The sequence below is a fragment of the Pseudomonas sp. GW821-FHT10B02 genome, assembly GCF_059415665.1.
The window spans coordinates 15114-29573 of sequence record NZ_JBWKNR010000011.1 but is presented as its reverse complement, the minus strand read 5'-3'; the positions used below and the strand labels follow the sequence as shown (position 1 = coordinate 29573).

Genomic DNA, 14460 nt, shown 5'->3' with positions numbered 1-14460 from the left:
TGACCTGCTGCCGGTTATGTATTCAAACGTTTGTCGATCAGGCCCTGGACCACACTGGGGTCAGCCAGGGTCGAAGTGTCGCCCAGGTTGTCCAGCTCGTTGCAGGCGATCTTGCGCAGGATGCGGCGCATGATCTTGCCGGAGCGAGTCTTGGGCAGTGCTGGTGCCCACTGGATCAGTTCCGGCTTGGCGAAGCTGCCGATTTCCTTGCTGACCAGGGCCAGCAGCGCCTGCTTGAGCGTGTCGTCCGGGTTCACCCCGTTCATCGGCGTGACAAAGGCATAGATGCCTTGCCCCTTGAGATCGTGAGGGTACCCGACTACAGCGGCCTCGGCGATGCTGTCGTGCAATACCAGCGCACTTTCGACTTCGGCGGTGCCGATGCGGTGCCCTGAGACGTTGATCACGTCATCGATGCGCCCGGTTATCCACAGGTCGCCGTCCTCGTCGCGGCGGGCACCGTCGCCAGTGAAGTAGTAACCCGGCAGCGGTTTGAAGTAGGTGTCGATCATCCGTTGCGGGTCGCCATACACGCTGCGGATCTGCCCGGGCCAGCTGGCCTTGATCGCCAGCATGCCGCTACCCGGACCTTCGATCAGCTTGCCCTGGTCATCGAGCAGCACGGGTTGTATGCCGAACATCGGTTGGGTGGCGCACCCGGGTTTTATCCGCCGGCTGCTTACCAGTGGGCTGATCATGATGCCGCCGGTTTCGGTCTGCCACCAGGTGTCGACGATGGGGCAGCGTTGCTCGCCCACTGCATTGAAATACCACTCCCAGGCTTCCGGGTTGATCGGTTCGCCGACGCTGCCGAGCAGGCGCAGGCTCTTGCGCGAAGTGTTCTGCAGCGGCCCATTACCATCACGCATCAAGGCGCGCAGGGCGGTGGGGGCGGTATAGAAAATGTTCACCTGGTGTTTGTCGACCACCTGCCAGAAGCGCGAGGTGTCGGGGTAGTTGGGCACGCCTTCGAACATCAGGGTGATAGCACCATTGGCCAGCGGCCCGTAAACGATATAGCTGTGCCCGGTTACCCAGCCGACATCGGCGGTGCACCAGAACACTTCGCCGTCACGGTAATCGAATACGGTCTTGAAGGTCAGGGTGGCCTGCAGCAGGTAGCCGGCGGTGGTGTGCAGCACTCCTTTGGGTTTGCCGGTGCTGCCGGAGGTGTAGAGGATGAATAGCGGGTCTTCAGCGTCCATCGGCTCGGGCGGGCAGTCATCGCTGACCTGTTTGATCGCTTCGTGGTACCAGAGGTCGCGGCCTTCACTCCAGGCGACCTGGCCGCCGGTGCGCTTGATCACCACCACCGTACTGACATCCGGGCAACTGAGCAGCGCCTTGTCGACGTTGTTCTTCAGCGCTACGGTCTTGGCGCCGCGAATGCCTTCATCGGCAGTGATTACGGTGCGGCAATCGGCGTCGAGGATACGGTCACGCAGAGCATCGGGTGAGAAACCGCCGAACACCACCGAATGAATCGCGCCGATGCGGCTGCAGGCAAGCATGGCATAGGCGGCCTCGGGGACCATGGGCATGTAGATGCATACCCGATCACCTTTTTTAACGCCGCGCTGTTTAAGCACATTGGCCAGACGGCAGACATGCTGGTGCAGTTCACGGTAGGTAATGACGCTGGAGTCGGCAGGATTGTCGCCTTCGCGGATGATCGCCGGCTGGTCGCCTCGGGTGGTGAGGTGACGGTCGATGCAGTTATAGCTGACGTTAAGTCGGGCACCCTCGAACCAGGTGGCCTGGCCGGTCTTCATGTCACTGCGCTGGATGCTGCTCCAAGGCTTGATCCAGTCGAGAACTTTGGCCTGGTCTGCCCAGAAAACGTCGGGGTCTTCGATGGACTGGCGGTACAGGCGCTGATAGTCGGCCTGGCTCAGTTGCGCCGCTTTGCTGACGGCATCGGCTTGGGGAAAGTCGCTGATATCGAACATGGCGGGGTCCTGTCCTGATTGTTTTTGTCAGGACAGTGTAGCCGCTACCCCCGGCTGCGTTCGCTCAGCCAGGGGTAGCGCAGGCGATCAACCGCGGTGACGACTACGGAAGAAATTGATCAGGCCCTGGGTCGATGGGTCTTCGGCCGCATCTTCGATGCCGCCGGTCAGGCGCTGATAAACGCCTTTGCCGAGCTCTTTGCCCAGTTCCACGCCCCACTGGTCGAAGGCATTGATGCCCCAGACCACGCTCTGCACAAACACCTTGTGTTCGTACATCGCTACCAGCGCGCCGAGACGGCGTGGGCTGATGCGCTCGACCACCAGGGTGTTGCTCGGACGGTTGCCCGGGATCACCTTGTGGGGTGCCAGCTTCTGGATATCGGCTTCGCTCATGCCCTTGTCGCGCAGCTCGGCTTCGGCCTCGCTACGGGTCTTGCCGAGCATCAGCGCCTGGCTCTGCGACAGGCAGTTGGCATACAGCCATTGATGGTGGTCGGCAACCGGGTTGAAGCTGACCACCGGAACGATGAAGTCCGCCGGGATCAGTTGAGTGCCCTGGTGCAGCAACTGGTGGTAGGCATGCTGGCCGTTGCAGCCAACGCCACCCCAGATCACCGGACCGGTGTCATGGTTGACCGGTGTGCCATCCTGGCGAACGCTCTTGCCGTTGGACTCCATATCCAGCTGCTGCAGGTGCTTGGTGATGTTACGCAGGTAGTGATCGTACGGCAGGATCGCGTGGCTCTGCGCACCCCAGAAGTTACCGTACCACACGCCCAGCAAAGCCAGCAGTACGGGCATGTTCTGCTCGAACGGGGCGTTCTGGAAATGCTGGTCCATGGTGTAGGCACCGGACAGCAGCTCTTTGAAGTTGGCGGTGCCAATGGCCAGGGCAATTGGCAGACCAATGGCTGACCACAGCGAGTAACGACCGCCGACCCAGTCCCACATCGGGAAGATGTTTTCTTCGCGGATGCCGAAGGCCACAGCGGCGGCCTTGTTGCTCGACACGGCGATGAAGTGTTTGTACAGCTCGGCTTCCGAGCCGCCCTGGGCCAGGTACCAGCCACGTGCAGCCTGGGCGTTCTTCAACGTTTCCAGGGTGTTGAAGGATTTCGAGGAAACGATGAACAGGGTGGTTTCAGCGCGCAGTTTGGCCGACAGTTCATGGAACTCGCTGCCGTCGATATTGGCCAGGTAATGGCAGCGTACGCCGCGCTGGGCGTAGGGCAGCAGCGCCTCGGAGACCAGTTCAGGGCCGAGGAACGAGCCACCGATACCGATGTTGACCACGTCGGTGATCGGCTTCTCGCTGTAGCCGCGCCACAGCCCGTCATGGATACGGCCAACCAGCTCGGTGACCTGGTTGAGGACTTTGTGCACTTCAGGCATCACGTTGACGCCGTTGACACTCAATTTATCGCCTACTGGCCGGCGCAGTGCGGTGTGCAGGGCCGGGCGGCCTTCTGAGGCGTTGAGGATTTCACCGGCGAACAGTGCCTTGATTGCCTCTTGCAGGCCGACTTCATTGGCCAGGTTGACCAGCAGGTCGCGAGTCTGGCCATTGATCAGGTTCTTCGAGTAGTCGAGGAACAGTCCGCAGGTACTCAGAGAGAACCGGTCGAAGCGCTGCGGTTCGGCATTGAATGCCTCGCGCATGCTGAAGTCCTGCATGGCTTCGCGGTGTTGCTGGAGCGCCTGCCAGGCGGGCAGAGCGGTGACATCATGAGGGGTGCGGTAGTAAGCCATCGCTGCGGATTTCCTTATTGCGTGAACTGCCTTGGACACTGAAACCAGCGCCCCGTTTGCAGGCTGATGCCAATTATAGGCATCAGCCCGGCTTACAGGGAGTGGGCTCGGCGGGCGACCTTGTTACTTGTCGTCGAGATTCAGGTGCAGGTTGTCGATCAGGCGGGTGGCACCGAGGTAGGCCGCGGCCAGGATCACCACATCGCGGTCTTCGGCTGTCGCCGGACGCAGGCTCAGGGCCTGGCGAATTTCCAGGTAGTCAGGGCGCAAACCGGCGTTTTTCAGCTGTTGCTGACCGTTAGCGATCAAGGCCGGATAGTCGCGTTCACCCTGTTCGATGGCCGCGGCCATCTGGCCCAGGAGTCGATACAGCGCTGGCGCGATGGCACGTTGTTCTTCGTTCAGATAACCGTTGCGAGAAGACAGCGCCAGGCCATCTTCGGCACGCACGGTCGGTTCGCCAATGATCTGGATCGGCATGTTCAGATCGCGCACCAGGGCGCGGATCACCGCCAACTGCTGGAAGTCTTTCTGACCGAAGACGGCCAGATCCGGCTGGACCATGTTGAACAGCTTGCTGACCACTGTCGCCACACCTTCGAAATGGCCTGGACGGCTGGCGCCACACAGGCCTTCGGACAGCTGCGCAACGTTGACGCGGGTCTGGCCGTCCATACCGTCGGGGTACATCTCTTCGACGCTGGGGGCGAACAGCAGGTGGCACCCGGCCTGGAGCAGTTTCTCCTGGTCGGCAGCGAGGGTTCGCGGGTACTTGTCGAGGTCTTCGCTGGGGCCGAACTGCAGCGGGTTGACGAAGATACTCGCAACGACGAAATCGACGCGCTGTGCGGCCTTGGTCACCAAGGCGGCGTGGCCGCTGTGCAGGTTGCCCATGGTCGGTACGAAACCGATGCGTTTGCCTTCACTGCGTGCCCGCGCCACGGCGGCGCGCAGTTCGCGGACGGTCTTGACTGTATTCATGCACTGAACCCGTGTTCGCTGCCTGGGAAGCTGACGTCCTTGACGGCTGTTACGTAAGCCTTGAGCGCAGCCTGGATATCGCTCTGGCCGACCATGAAGTTTTTCACGAACTTCGGCACGCGTCCGGTCAGCGACAAGCCGAGCATGTCGTGTAGCACCAGTACCTGGCCATCGGTGGCACTGCCGGCACCGATACCGATCACCGGGATGCTCACCGCCTGGGTGATTTCCGCGGCAAGTTCGCTGGGTACGCATTCGAGCAGCAGCATCGCCGCACCAGCCTGCTCCAGGGCAATGGCGTCGGCACGCATCTGCCGCGCCTGGTTTTCCTGGCGGCCCTGGACTTTGTAGCCGCCGAGGATGTTCACGGTCTGCGGGGTCAGGCCCATATGCGCGCAAACCGGAACGCCACGTTCGGCCAGAAGGCGGATGGTTTCCGCGAGCCAGGCGGCGCCCTCGACTTTGACCATGTGCGCGCCCGCTTGCATCAGGGCGCCGCTGTTGGCGAAAGCCTGCTCAATGGTGGCACAGGCCATGAATGGCAAGTCAGCGAGGATCAATGCGCCGTCGTTGCCACGTTTGACGCAGGCGGTGTGATAAGCCATCTCGGCGTTGGTCACCGGCAAGGTACTGTCATGACCCTGCAGGACCATGCCCAGCGAGTCTCCGACCAGCAGGATTTCCACGCCGGCACGGCTGGCAGCCTGGGCGAAGGTTGCGTCGTAGCAGGTCAGCATGGCTATTTTCTCACCCTTGGCCTTGAGGCTCTGCAGGGTGGTCAGGGTTACATCTGGCATGAAAAGGAATCCTCATTCAGGCGCTGTGAAAAACGACTGCGTACAACGCGTGTATTCATCTTCTGGAACAGCACATCATCGATCGTGGTGTTTTAATTGCGACCTGTTCCAGGCCTATATACGCCTTTTTTCGGCGCACAGGCGCCGTCGGACGCCTATAGTCGTGAGGGAGGGGGCTGAAGTCAATTACCCTGTTACCGCATTGTTACGAATGCACTGTTACAGGCGTTACCGCATGGGGGAACGCCCGGTTTACAGGCGTTCCAGACCGACGAACGGGCAATCTGCCAGCAGTTGGGCAAGGCTGCGCTGGTCGGCCAGCAGGAAGTCGGCCGGGACCAGTTCGGCCAGCGGGTAAAGGACGAACGGTCGCGCCTGCATGTGGTAGTGCGGGACTTTCAGGCGCGGGATGTCGATCAGATGATCGCCGTACAGCAGGATATCCAGGTCCAGGGTGCGCGGGCCCCAGCGCTCCTTGCGCTCACGGCCCTGGGCGGCTTCGATGGCCTGCAGGCTGTCGAGCAGGTCCAGGGGCGCTAACCTGGTGTCCAGAGCGGCCACGGCATTGGTGTAGCGTGGCTGGCCGGGTGACAGCGATTCGCTGCTGTAGAAAGCAGAGGCCGCCGCCAGCGATGTGTCGGGCAACTCACGCAGCGCATCGATAGCACTGCGCAGTTGTTCCTGCGGTTCATCCAGATTACTGCCCAGGCCGATGTACACGCGTTCCATGCTTATTCGCCTGCGCCGCCATCGGCACGCTTGCGTTTGCTCGGGCTGCGCTTGCGTTTACGCGGGCCGGCAGAGGCGCCTTCATCGCGGCTGCCCAGGTCACGGATCATGTCGCGCCGCTCGCTGTCATTACTGTCCTGATAGTCGGTCCACCATTGGCCCAGGCCATCGGTTTCCTCACCTGCGCTTTCACGCAGCAGCAGGAAGTCGTAACCGGCACGGAAGCGCGGGTTGTCGAGCAGCAGGTCGGCACGCTTGCCGCTGCGGCGTGGCAGGCGCTCCTGCATATCCCAGATCTCGCGGATCGGCAGGGTGAAGCGTTTCGGAATCGCGATGCGCTGGCACTGTTCGCTGATCAGCTCGTGGGCGGCTTCGTTCATCGCCGGAATCGGCGGCATGCCACGGCTTTGCAGGCGTAGTGCACGGCCTGGCAAGGCTGGCCAGAGCAGGGCGGCGAACAGGAAGGCAGGGGTTACCGGTTTGCCCTGCTTGATGCGCAGGTCGGTGTTGATCAATGCCTGGCTGATCAGGGTGTGGGTGTAGGTCGGGTGTTCTTCCAGTGCCTCGGCACTGGCCGGGAACAGCGGATCGAACAACTGCAGGTCGACCAGCATTTCGAAGGTGTCGGCAGCATGCCCGGAGAGGAACAGCTTGAGCGTTTCTTCGAACAGGCGGGCAGACGGGATCTCGCGCAGCATCGGTGCCAGCTGGCGAATCGGCTGCACCGTGTGCTTCTCGATGCCGAAGTTCAGCTTGGCCGCGAAACGCACGGCGCGCAGCATCCGCACCGGGTCTTCCTGGTAACGCTGGGTCGGATCACCGATCAGGCGGATCAAACGATTGCGGATGTCGTGTACACCATTGGCGTAGTCGAGGATGCGTTCGCTGACCGGATCGTAGTACAGGGCGTTGATGGTGAAGTCACGGCGCTGCGCGTCTTCTTCCAGGGTGCCGTAGACATTGTCACGCAGGATGCGCCCGCTCTCGTTACGCGACGAGGTGTGGCTGTCTTCTGCTTCGCTTTCCGGGTGATTGGCACGGAAGGTGGCGACTTCGATGATTTCACGACCGAAATGGATGTGAACCAGCTTGAAACGGCGGCCGATGATGCGCGCATTGCGAAATTCGGCACGGACTTGTTCGGGGGTGGCGCTGGTGGCGACATCGAAGTCCTTGGGGGTGATACCCAGGAGTTGGTCGCGCACGCAGCCACCGACCAGGTAGGCCTGGTAGCCAGCATTTTGCAGGCGCTCAACGATACTCACCGCATGACGACTGAATTGGCCACGTTGCAGCGAGTGTTGACCGCTATTGATCACTTCAGGCGTGGTGCGCTTGTGGTGCGGGCCACGTACGGGAGGACGGAACGACTGGAACAGCTTCTTCAGCATGGGATGCACTGTTTGAAGGAATGTTCGGCCAAAAACGAAGAATGGCCGCATGATGGGCGGGGATTCTAGCATTTACTGGGAGGATGGTGTAGGCGCTAGCAAAGCGGGGGTGATGCGGAGGGGAGAAACTACAAGGGGAGCCGAAGCTCCCCAAGAAAGTAGTTGCGTGCTCTTATTGTTTTTTTGCCGGGCTTCTTGTTTTTGTTGAGTGCCCTATCCACAAAACGCAAAGCTTGTGGACGATCTCCCTAACCGGGATTCAAGAGCAAACGGATTGCTTTGGTCGCTGAGGTTGCAATGATCATGCGATCCAACCAGTTCAGGCCCTGCTTGAGTGCAGTTTTTATTATTCTCTGCCTGGTTGTGGGGCAAGCCCCAAATACAACTCCTCTCCAAAAGAATCAGTTAGCTGCGCCTCCGCCGTCTTGTTCTTATTGTGCGTGAGCCGATTCGTCTTATTTTTATTGTCTTTTGCAGTGCTTGTTATTGTTCTTGTACCAAACATATAGCAGGTGCCGTGCCAACTTTTGCAAACCCCAGTAAAACAAGGGCTTGGAGCGATTTCACGGTGTTGTTGAGGCGAAAAAAAACCGGGGCTTCGTTACCGTAAGCCCCGGTTTTTGTTACGAGATTGTGGCGAGGTAACAGTTTTTTCACATTTGCCCGTGTTACCCCTTCGCGCCTCGGTGACAGCTGAAAGGGATCAGCTGTCGCTGGTGGCACCGCTCTTGCGCCGCGGGATGCCCAGGCGCTGGCGACGTTCCCACAGGCACTTGCGACTGACCCCGAGTTTGCGCGCCAGCTCGGTCTCGGTCATGTGGTCCTGATGTTCGAGGACGAAGTGCTGGAAGTAGTCTTCCAGGGACAGGTCTTCGGTTGGTTCGTGGCTGGTGTTGTTGGCCGTGCTGCCATTGCCGGACAGGCTGGCGAACGGTTCGTCGTCTTCCAGGTCGCTCAGCTCAATATCGATGCCCAGCAGGTCGGCAGAGATTTCCGGGCTCTCGCAGAGAATCACCGCACGCTCAACGGCGTTTTCCAGCTCACGGACGTTACCCGGCCAGGAGTAATGACGGATGGCCTGTTCGGCATCGTGGCCAAAGCGCAGGTCGTTACGGCCGACACGCGCGCTTTGGCGGGCGAGGAAGGCATTGGCGATTTCGTTGACGTCGGCGCCGCGCTCGCGCAGGGCAGGCAGCTTGAGGGCGATAACGTGCAGACGGTAATAAAGGTCTTCGCGGAACTGGCCGATCTTGGCCAGGTTTTTCAGGTCACGGTGGGTCGCAGCGATCAGGCGCACATCGACCTTTTGTGACTGCACCGAACCGACCCGGCGGATTTCGCCTTCCTGAAGCACCCGCAGCAGGCGAGCCTGGGCTTCCAGTGGCAATTCACCGATTTCGTCGAGGAACAGGGTACCGCCGTCGGCAGCTTCGACCAGGCCGGCGCGACCGGCGCTGGCACCGGTGAAGGCGCCTTTTTCATGGCCGAACAGTTCCGACTCGATCAGGGTTTCCGGAATGGCCGCACAGTTCACCGAGATCATCGGTGCCTTGGCGCGGCGCGAGAGGTTGTGCAGGGCGCGGGCAACCAGCTCTTTACCGGTCCCCGATTCGCCCTGGATCAGTACATTCGAGTCAGTCGGGGCAACCTTGCGGATCTTGCCGTACAGGTCTTGCATCGGTGGGCAGGAACCGATGATGCCGATTTCGCCATTGGCGGCATTGCTGCTGCCTTTGTCGGCCATGCCGGTCTTGCCGTTACCACGTGCTTCGGCAGGCGCGGCTGGCGCGTTCTGGCGGTCACGCAGGATGCGCGCCACGGCCTGGAGCATTTCGTCATGATCGAAAGGCTTGGCGATGTAGTCCACCGCGCCCATTTTCATCGAATCGACGGCAGAGCGCAGGCTCGCGTAGCTGGTCATGATCAGCACCGGTGTGCCCTGGCCGAGCTTGATCAGTTCGGTACCCGGGGCGCCGGGCAGGCGCAGGTCACTGACAATCAGGTCGAAGGTGGCAATGCTGAAGCGCTCCTGTGCTTCCTGCACCGATCCGGCTTCGCTGACCTGATACTGGTTCCGTTCCAGTAGTCGACGCAGTGCCGAGCGGATGATGGTTTCGTCTTCGACGATCAGAATATGCGGCATTGATTCAATTCTCTCGACGGTCTCAGTTCACAGCGGACGTCGCTACGACATGGCGCGGCAGGGTGACTCGGATCCGAGTGCCACGCTGGCTCTGGGTATCGGCCGGGCTGTCGATGGTGATTTGTCCATAATGCTCTTCCACGATGGAATAGACCAGAGCAAGCCCCAGTCCGGTACCTTCGCCCGGGTCCTTGGTAGTGAAGAAGGGTTCGAACAGACGATCCATGATGTTTTTCGGAATACCGCTGCCTTCGTCCTCGACGATCAGGTCAACGGTATGCTCGCTCGCTTCGCTCTTGACCCGCACGGCACTGCCGGGCGGTGAGGCATCGCGGGCGTTGGACAGCAAGTTGATCAGGACCTGGGCCAGGCGTTGCGGGTCGCCATCGACCCAGTGCTCGGGATCGCACAGGTTGAAGAACTGTACTTCGAAATTGCGCCGGTTCAAGGCCAGCAGGCCGATGGCGTCCTGCGCCACTTCGGCCAGGCACACCGGCTCGTCGCTGTGCTGATGGCTGCCGGCGTGGGCAAAGCTCATCAGTGACTGAACGATGCGGGAAATGCGCTTGGTCTGCTCGAGGATCTGGCTGCTCAACTCGGTAATCTCGCCATCTTCCTCGCGCTCTTCACGCAGATTCTGCGCCAGGCAAGCGATGCCGGTGACCGGGTTGCCGATTTCGTGGGCCACCCCGGCCGCCAGGCGACCGATGCTGGCCAGGCGTTCGGAGTGCACCAGCTTGTCTTCCAGAGCCTGGGTCTCGGTGAGGTCTTCGACCAGCACCACCAGACCACTGTTGCCCGGCGCCAGGGGCTCGTCAATGGCGGCCTTGTGCAGGTTCAGCCAGCGGGTCTGGCCGTCCAGGCCCAGGCGCTGCTTGTGCAGGTGTTCATCGGGGATGTTGGTGAAGCCCAGCAGCAGGCCACGCCAAGGTTCGCTGATGGTGGTCAGGCGTGAGCCGACCACACGCTTGGCGGGAATGCCGGTGAGTTCTTCCATGGCCTTGTTCCACATCAGGATCTCCTGATCCTTGGCCAGCGAGCAGACACCCATGGGCAGTTCCTGCAAGGTCTGGCGGTGGTAGCGGCGCAGGGCATCGAGCTCGGCGGCAAGGCCGGTGAGGCGCGAGTGGTAGTCTTCCAGGCGACTTTCGATGAAGTGAATGTCTTCGGTAACGTAGTTTTCGTTACCCGACTTGTAAGGAAGGAAGGTCTCGACCATGTCCTGAGCCACACTTGGCCCCATCAGCCCCGACAGGTTGGCTTCGATACGGTCGCGCAGGCGGCGCAAGGCGTAGGGACGGCGCTCGTCGAAGGGCAGGTAGAGATCACGCAGGGCTTGTTCGACTTCCTTCTGGGCGGCCTTGGCGCCCAGGGGCTTGGCCAGTTGCGTGGCGAATTCCTGCGGCGAGGCGGCATGCAGTTCGCGGCGTTGCGGACGGCGCACGTTATCCACCGCGCACGCTTCGGCGGCGCTGACTTCTTCACTGCTGGCGTTGGTGAACAGCGAAATCAGGGTGAACAGCAACACGTTGGCCGCCAGCGAGGCAATGGCCGCCATGTGCCAACTGGTGTCGTCGAGCACATAGATCATGTTCAGCAACGGGATGTAGAAACCCTGCAGGTTGCCCACCAGTGGCAGCAACATGGTCACCATCCACACCAGGATCCCGGCCAGCAAACCGGCGATGAAGCCGCGGCGGTTGGCGGTCGGCCAGTACAGTACCGAAAGCACGCCTGGCAGGAACTGCAGGGTGGCGACAAAGGCGACGATGCCGAGGTTGGCCAGGTCTTGCTGGCTGCCAAGGGTCAGGTAGAAGCCGAAGCCGGCGGCGATGATCGCGACGATCAGCGCGCGGCGGGTCCATTTCAGCCAACGATAGATATTGCCCTCGGCCGGTGGCTGGTAGAGCGGCAGTACCAGGTGGTTCAGGGCCATGCCCGAGAGGGCGAGGGTGGTAACGATGATCAAGCCGCTGGAGGCTGACAGCCCACCGACATATGCGAGCAGTGCCAGCGCCTGGTTGTTGGCGGCGATCCCCAGGCCCAGGGTGAAGTATTCCGGGCTGGTGCTGGCGCCCATCTTCAAACCCGCCCAGAGGATCAAAGGCACGGCCAGGCTCATCAGCAGCAGGAACAGCGGCAAGCCCCAACTGGCGCTGACCAGCGAGCGCGGGTTGAGGTTCTCGGTGAAGGCCATGTGATACATGTGCGGCATGACGATGGCCGAGGCGAAGAACACCAGCAGCAGGGTCCGCCATGGGCCTTCCTGCAATGGTGTGTGCAGAGCGGCCAGGGCGGTCTGGTTCTGCAGCAGCCAGACTTCCAGCTGGTGCGGCCCGCCGAATACGCCGTACAGCGCGTACAGACCAATTCCGCCCAGGGCCAGCAGCTTGATCACCGACTCAAAGGCAATGGCGAACACCAGGCCTTCGTGCTTTTCCCGGGTAGCGATGTGCCGGGAGCCGAAAAAGATGGTGAACAAGGTAATCAAGGCACAGAAGGCCATCGCCACCCGGGCCTTGACCGGCTCGCCGGTGAGGATGCTGATCGAGTCGGCCACCGCCTGGATCTGCAGGGCCAGCAACGGCAGGACGCCGATCAGCATGAATATCGTGGTCAGCGCCCCGGCCCAGGTGCTGCGAAAGCGGAAGGCGATGAGGTCGGCCAGTGACGACAGCTGATAGGTGCGGGTGATCTTCAAAATCGGGTAAAGCAGTACCGGCGCCAGCAGGAAAGCCCCGGAAACCCCCAGGTAACAGGCCAGAAAACCGTAACCGTACTGGTAGGCCAGACCGACTGAGCCGTAGAACGCCCAGGCACTGGCATAGACACCTAGCGACAGGGTGTAGGTCAGGGGGTGGCGAATGATTGCGCGCGGGATCATGCCGCGTTCGCTGATCCAGGCCACGCCGAACAGCACCAGCAGGTAGGCGGCGCTGATCAGGATCATCTGGGTCAGGCTAAAGCTCATCGGCATCACGTTGGCTCTGCAGGATAAAGGTCACGACGATCAGGATCAGCCAGAGCAGGTAAGGGCGATACCAGGCTCCGGTTGGCTCGATCCACCAGTCCATGATGGCCGGGGAGAACAGATAGATCCCCACGACCAGAAGCAGGACCAAACGATAGATATACATGCTGGCCTCAAAGGTTAGGGCGTTGCTGCTTGGACTTATTATTGGCGCAAATGGCTGCGGCGATGGTAACGGATGGGCTGACGGCTGCAAACGTCCTTGCACGTTTTAGCCAAAGATTTGAATTTATTGGGCTTTCTGTCTATCGGCAAGGGTCAGGCCAGTTGCGCCTCGGCCAGGGTTCGACTGCGTGGGATCGCACCGCTCGACCAGTGTCGGGTGGCATGGGCCAGTACTTCGGCGGGCCGGGCCTGTTCCATCGCTGTGTCGGTGGTTTGGCCCAGGGCGCGCAGGGCCCGCAGGAGCAGCGGCGTGGCGTGCTCGGCGGGTAACGGCGCGGAACGGTAGCTCTTGCCCAGCTTATGGCCATCAGGCTGGGTAATCAGCGGCACATGTAGATAACGCGGTTGCGACAGCCCCAGCAGTTCCTGTAGGTAAAGCTGGCGCGGGGTGTTATCCAGCAAGTCGGCGCCGCGTACGATGTCGGTCACCCCTTGCCAGGCATCGTCCAGCACCACCGCCAGTTGATACGCATAGAGCCCGTCGCGACGACGGATGACGAAATCACCCACCTCACGGCCCAGGTGTTGTTCGAAAGGGCCCTGAACGCGGTCTTCGAACCGGTAGGTCAGCTCCGGCACGCGCAGGCGGATGGCGGCGTCCTGTTGAGCATGGCCGGCATTGCGGCACAGGCCGGGGTAAATGCCGTTGTAACCCTCCAGTTGCTTGCGCGAACAGGTGCAGGCATAAGCCAGGCCCTGGCGGAACAGACGCTCGACGACTTCGGCGTAGGCCTCATGGCGCTGACTCTGGTAGACCACCTCGCCATCCCACTCCAGGCCGTAGCTTTCCAGGGTGTGCAGGATTGCCGCCTGAGCGCCGGGGGCTTCGCGGGGAGGGTCGATATCTTCCATGCGCAGCAGCCACTGGCCGCCAACCGCGCGGGCATCAAGCCAGGAGGCGAGCGCAGCGACCAACGAACCGAAGTGCAGGAACCCGCTTGGGGTGGGGGCGAAACGCCCGATGTAGCGAGGGTTGTTCATACTCATCAATGCAGGTACTGGGCAATCGTCGCAGCCATAAATGAAGCGGGGCGCCTTGAGCGCCCCGTTCTGGTCAGATCAGGCTTTGCCGACCTGTTTTTCCTTGATTTCCGCCAGTGTCTTGCAGTCGTAGCACAGGTCTGCAGTCGGACGGGCCTCCAGGCGACGAATACCGATTTCCACGCCGCAGCTTTCGCACCAGCCGTACTCTTCGTCTTCGATCAACTGCAAGGTTTTGTCGATTTTCTTGATCAGCTTGCGTTCGCGGTCGCGATTACGCAACTCCAGGGCGAACTCTTCTTCCTGGCTGGCGCGATCGGCCGGGTCAGGGAAGTTGGCTGCCTCGTCTTTCATGTGGTCCACAGTCTTGTCTACGCCTTCCATCAGCTCCTGCTTCCATTTGTGCAGAAGTTTAGTGAAGTGCGCGCGCATTGGGGCACCCATGTACTCCTCACCCTTGGTTTCTTTATAGGGTTCGAAGCCGCGAACGAGTTGACTTTGTTGCTTTTCTTGGGTGGACATGAATAGACCGCCTCTCACT

General features: G+C 61.0%; 11 protein-coding genes. All 11 read right to left on the bottom strand.

Going from position 1 to position 14460, the window contains the following annotated elements:
• Positions 1–14: 14 nt before the first annotated feature.
• The 11 genes from acs to dksA all read right to left on the bottom strand — a co-directional run bounded on the left by acs (position 15) and on the right by dksA (position 14441).
• On the bottom strand, positions 15–1949 hold the full coding sequence (gene acs / locus AC07OF_RS17005) for an acetate--CoA ligase (protein WP_495073261.1): 1935 nt from the start codon (positions 1947–1949) through the stop codon (positions 15–17).
• An 87-nt stretch (positions 1950–2036) separates the two neighbouring features.
• The gene (pgi, locus tag AC07OF_RS17000; protein ID WP_476446503.1) at positions 2037–3701 is read right to left on the bottom strand and encodes a glucose-6-phosphate isomerase; all 1665 of its coding nucleotides are present in this window, start codon (positions 3699–3701) and stop codon (positions 2037–2039) included.
• Positions 3702–3824: 123 nt separating this feature from the next.
• On the bottom strand, positions 3825–4682 hold the full coding sequence (panC, locus tag AC07OF_RS16995) for a pantoate--beta-alanine ligase (RefSeq protein ID WP_157191100.1): 858 nt from the start codon (positions 4680–4682) through the stop codon (positions 3825–3827).
• Positions 4679–5479 (bottom strand): 3-methyl-2-oxobutanoate hydroxymethyltransferase, encoded by an 801-nt coding sequence (panB, locus tag AC07OF_RS16990; RefSeq protein WP_157191101.1) that lies wholly within the window; start codon positions 5477–5479, stop codon positions 4679–4681. The genes panC and panB overlap by 4 nt, the downstream gene beginning before the upstream one ends.
• 252 nt (positions 5480–5731) lie before the next feature.
• Positions 5732–6208 carry a 2-amino-4-hydroxy-6-hydroxymethyldihydropteridine diphosphokinase gene (folK, locus tag AC07OF_RS16985; RefSeq protein ID WP_157191102.1) on the bottom strand — a complete coding sequence of 159 codons (477 nt, stop codon included), beginning with the start codon at positions 6206–6208 and terminating at the stop codon, positions 5732–5734.
• Positions 6209–6210: 2 nt separating this feature from the next.
• On the bottom strand, positions 6211–7599 hold the full coding sequence (locus AC07OF_RS16980; protein WP_191831500.1) for a polynucleotide adenylyltransferase PcnB: 1389 nt from the start codon (positions 7597–7599) through the stop codon (positions 6211–6213).
• A 703-nt stretch (positions 7600–8302) separates the two neighbouring features.
• Positions 8303–9742, bottom strand: coding sequence for a sigma-54-dependent transcriptional regulator (locus AC07OF_RS16975; RefSeq protein ID WP_157191104.1), 1440 nt, complete (start codon positions 9740–9742; stop codon positions 8303–8305).
• A gap of 22 nt (positions 9743–9764) precedes the next feature.
• A complete protein-coding gene (locus tag AC07OF_RS16970; RefSeq protein WP_198325398.1) occupies positions 9765–12719 on the bottom strand; it encodes a sensor histidine kinase in 2955 nt (984 codons plus the stop codon).
• The gene (locus AC07OF_RS16965) at positions 12703–12879 is read right to left on the bottom strand and encodes a hypothetical protein (protein WP_003250005.1); all 177 of its coding nucleotides are present in this window, start codon (positions 12877–12879) and stop codon (positions 12703–12705) included. The genes AC07OF_RS16970 and AC07OF_RS16965 overlap by 17 nt, the downstream gene beginning before the upstream one ends.
• Positions 12880–13031: 152 nt before the next feature.
• On the bottom strand, positions 13032–13919 hold the full coding sequence (gene gluQRS / locus AC07OF_RS16960) for a tRNA glutamyl-Q(34) synthetase GluQRS (RefSeq protein WP_157191106.1): 888 nt from the start codon (positions 13917–13919) through the stop codon (positions 13032–13034).
• Positions 13920–13997: 78 nt separating this feature from the next.
• Positions 13998–14441: an RNA polymerase-binding protein DksA gene (gene dksA, locus AC07OF_RS16955; RefSeq protein ID WP_157191107.1), complete on the bottom strand. Its 444-nt coding sequence runs from the start codon at positions 14439–14441 to the stop codon at positions 13998–14000.
• Between the last annotated feature and the right edge of the window lie 19 nt (positions 14442–14460).

Bases quoted from the DNA above. Each gene is read 5' to 3' on its own strand.
- acs (WP_495073261.1), bottom strand. From the start codon at position 1,949: ATGTTCGATATCAGCGACTTTCCCCAAGCCGATGCCGTCAGCAAAGCG.
- pgi (WP_476446503.1), bottom strand. From the start codon at position 3,701: ATGGCTTACTACCGCACCCCTCATGATGTCACCGCTCTGCCCGCCTGG.
- panC (WP_157191100.1), bottom strand. From the start codon at position 4,682: ATGAATACAGTCAAGACCGTCCGCGAACTGCGCGCCGCCGTGGCGCGG.
- panB (WP_157191101.1), bottom strand. From the start codon at position 5,479: ATGCCAGATGTAACCCTGACCACCCTGCAGAGCCTCAAGGCCAAGGGT.
- folK (WP_157191102.1), bottom strand. From the start codon at position 6,208: ATGGAACGCGTGTACATCGGCCTGGGCAGTAATCTGGATGAACCGCAG.
- AC07OF_RS16980 (WP_191831500.1), bottom strand. From the start codon at position 7,599: ATGCTGAAGAAGCTGTTCCAGTCGTTCCGTCCTCCCGTACGTGGCCCG.
- AC07OF_RS16975 (WP_157191104.1), bottom strand. From the start codon at position 9,742: ATGCCGCATATTCTGATCGTCGAAGACGAAACCATCATCCGCTCGGCA.
- AC07OF_RS16970 (WP_198325398.1), bottom strand. From the start codon at position 12,719: ATGCCGATGAGCTTTAGCCTGACCCAGATGATCCTGATCAGCGCCGCC.
- AC07OF_RS16965 (WP_003250005.1), bottom strand. From the start codon at position 12,879: ATGTATATCTATCGTTTGGTCCTGCTTCTGGTCGTGGGGATCTATCTG.
- gluQRS (WP_157191106.1), bottom strand. From the start codon at position 13,919: ATGAACAACCCTCGCTACATCGGGCGTTTCGCCCCCACCCCAAGCGGG.
- dksA (WP_157191107.1), bottom strand. From the start codon at position 14,441: ATGTCCACCCAAGAAAAGCAACAAAGTCAACTCGTTCGCGGCTTCGAA.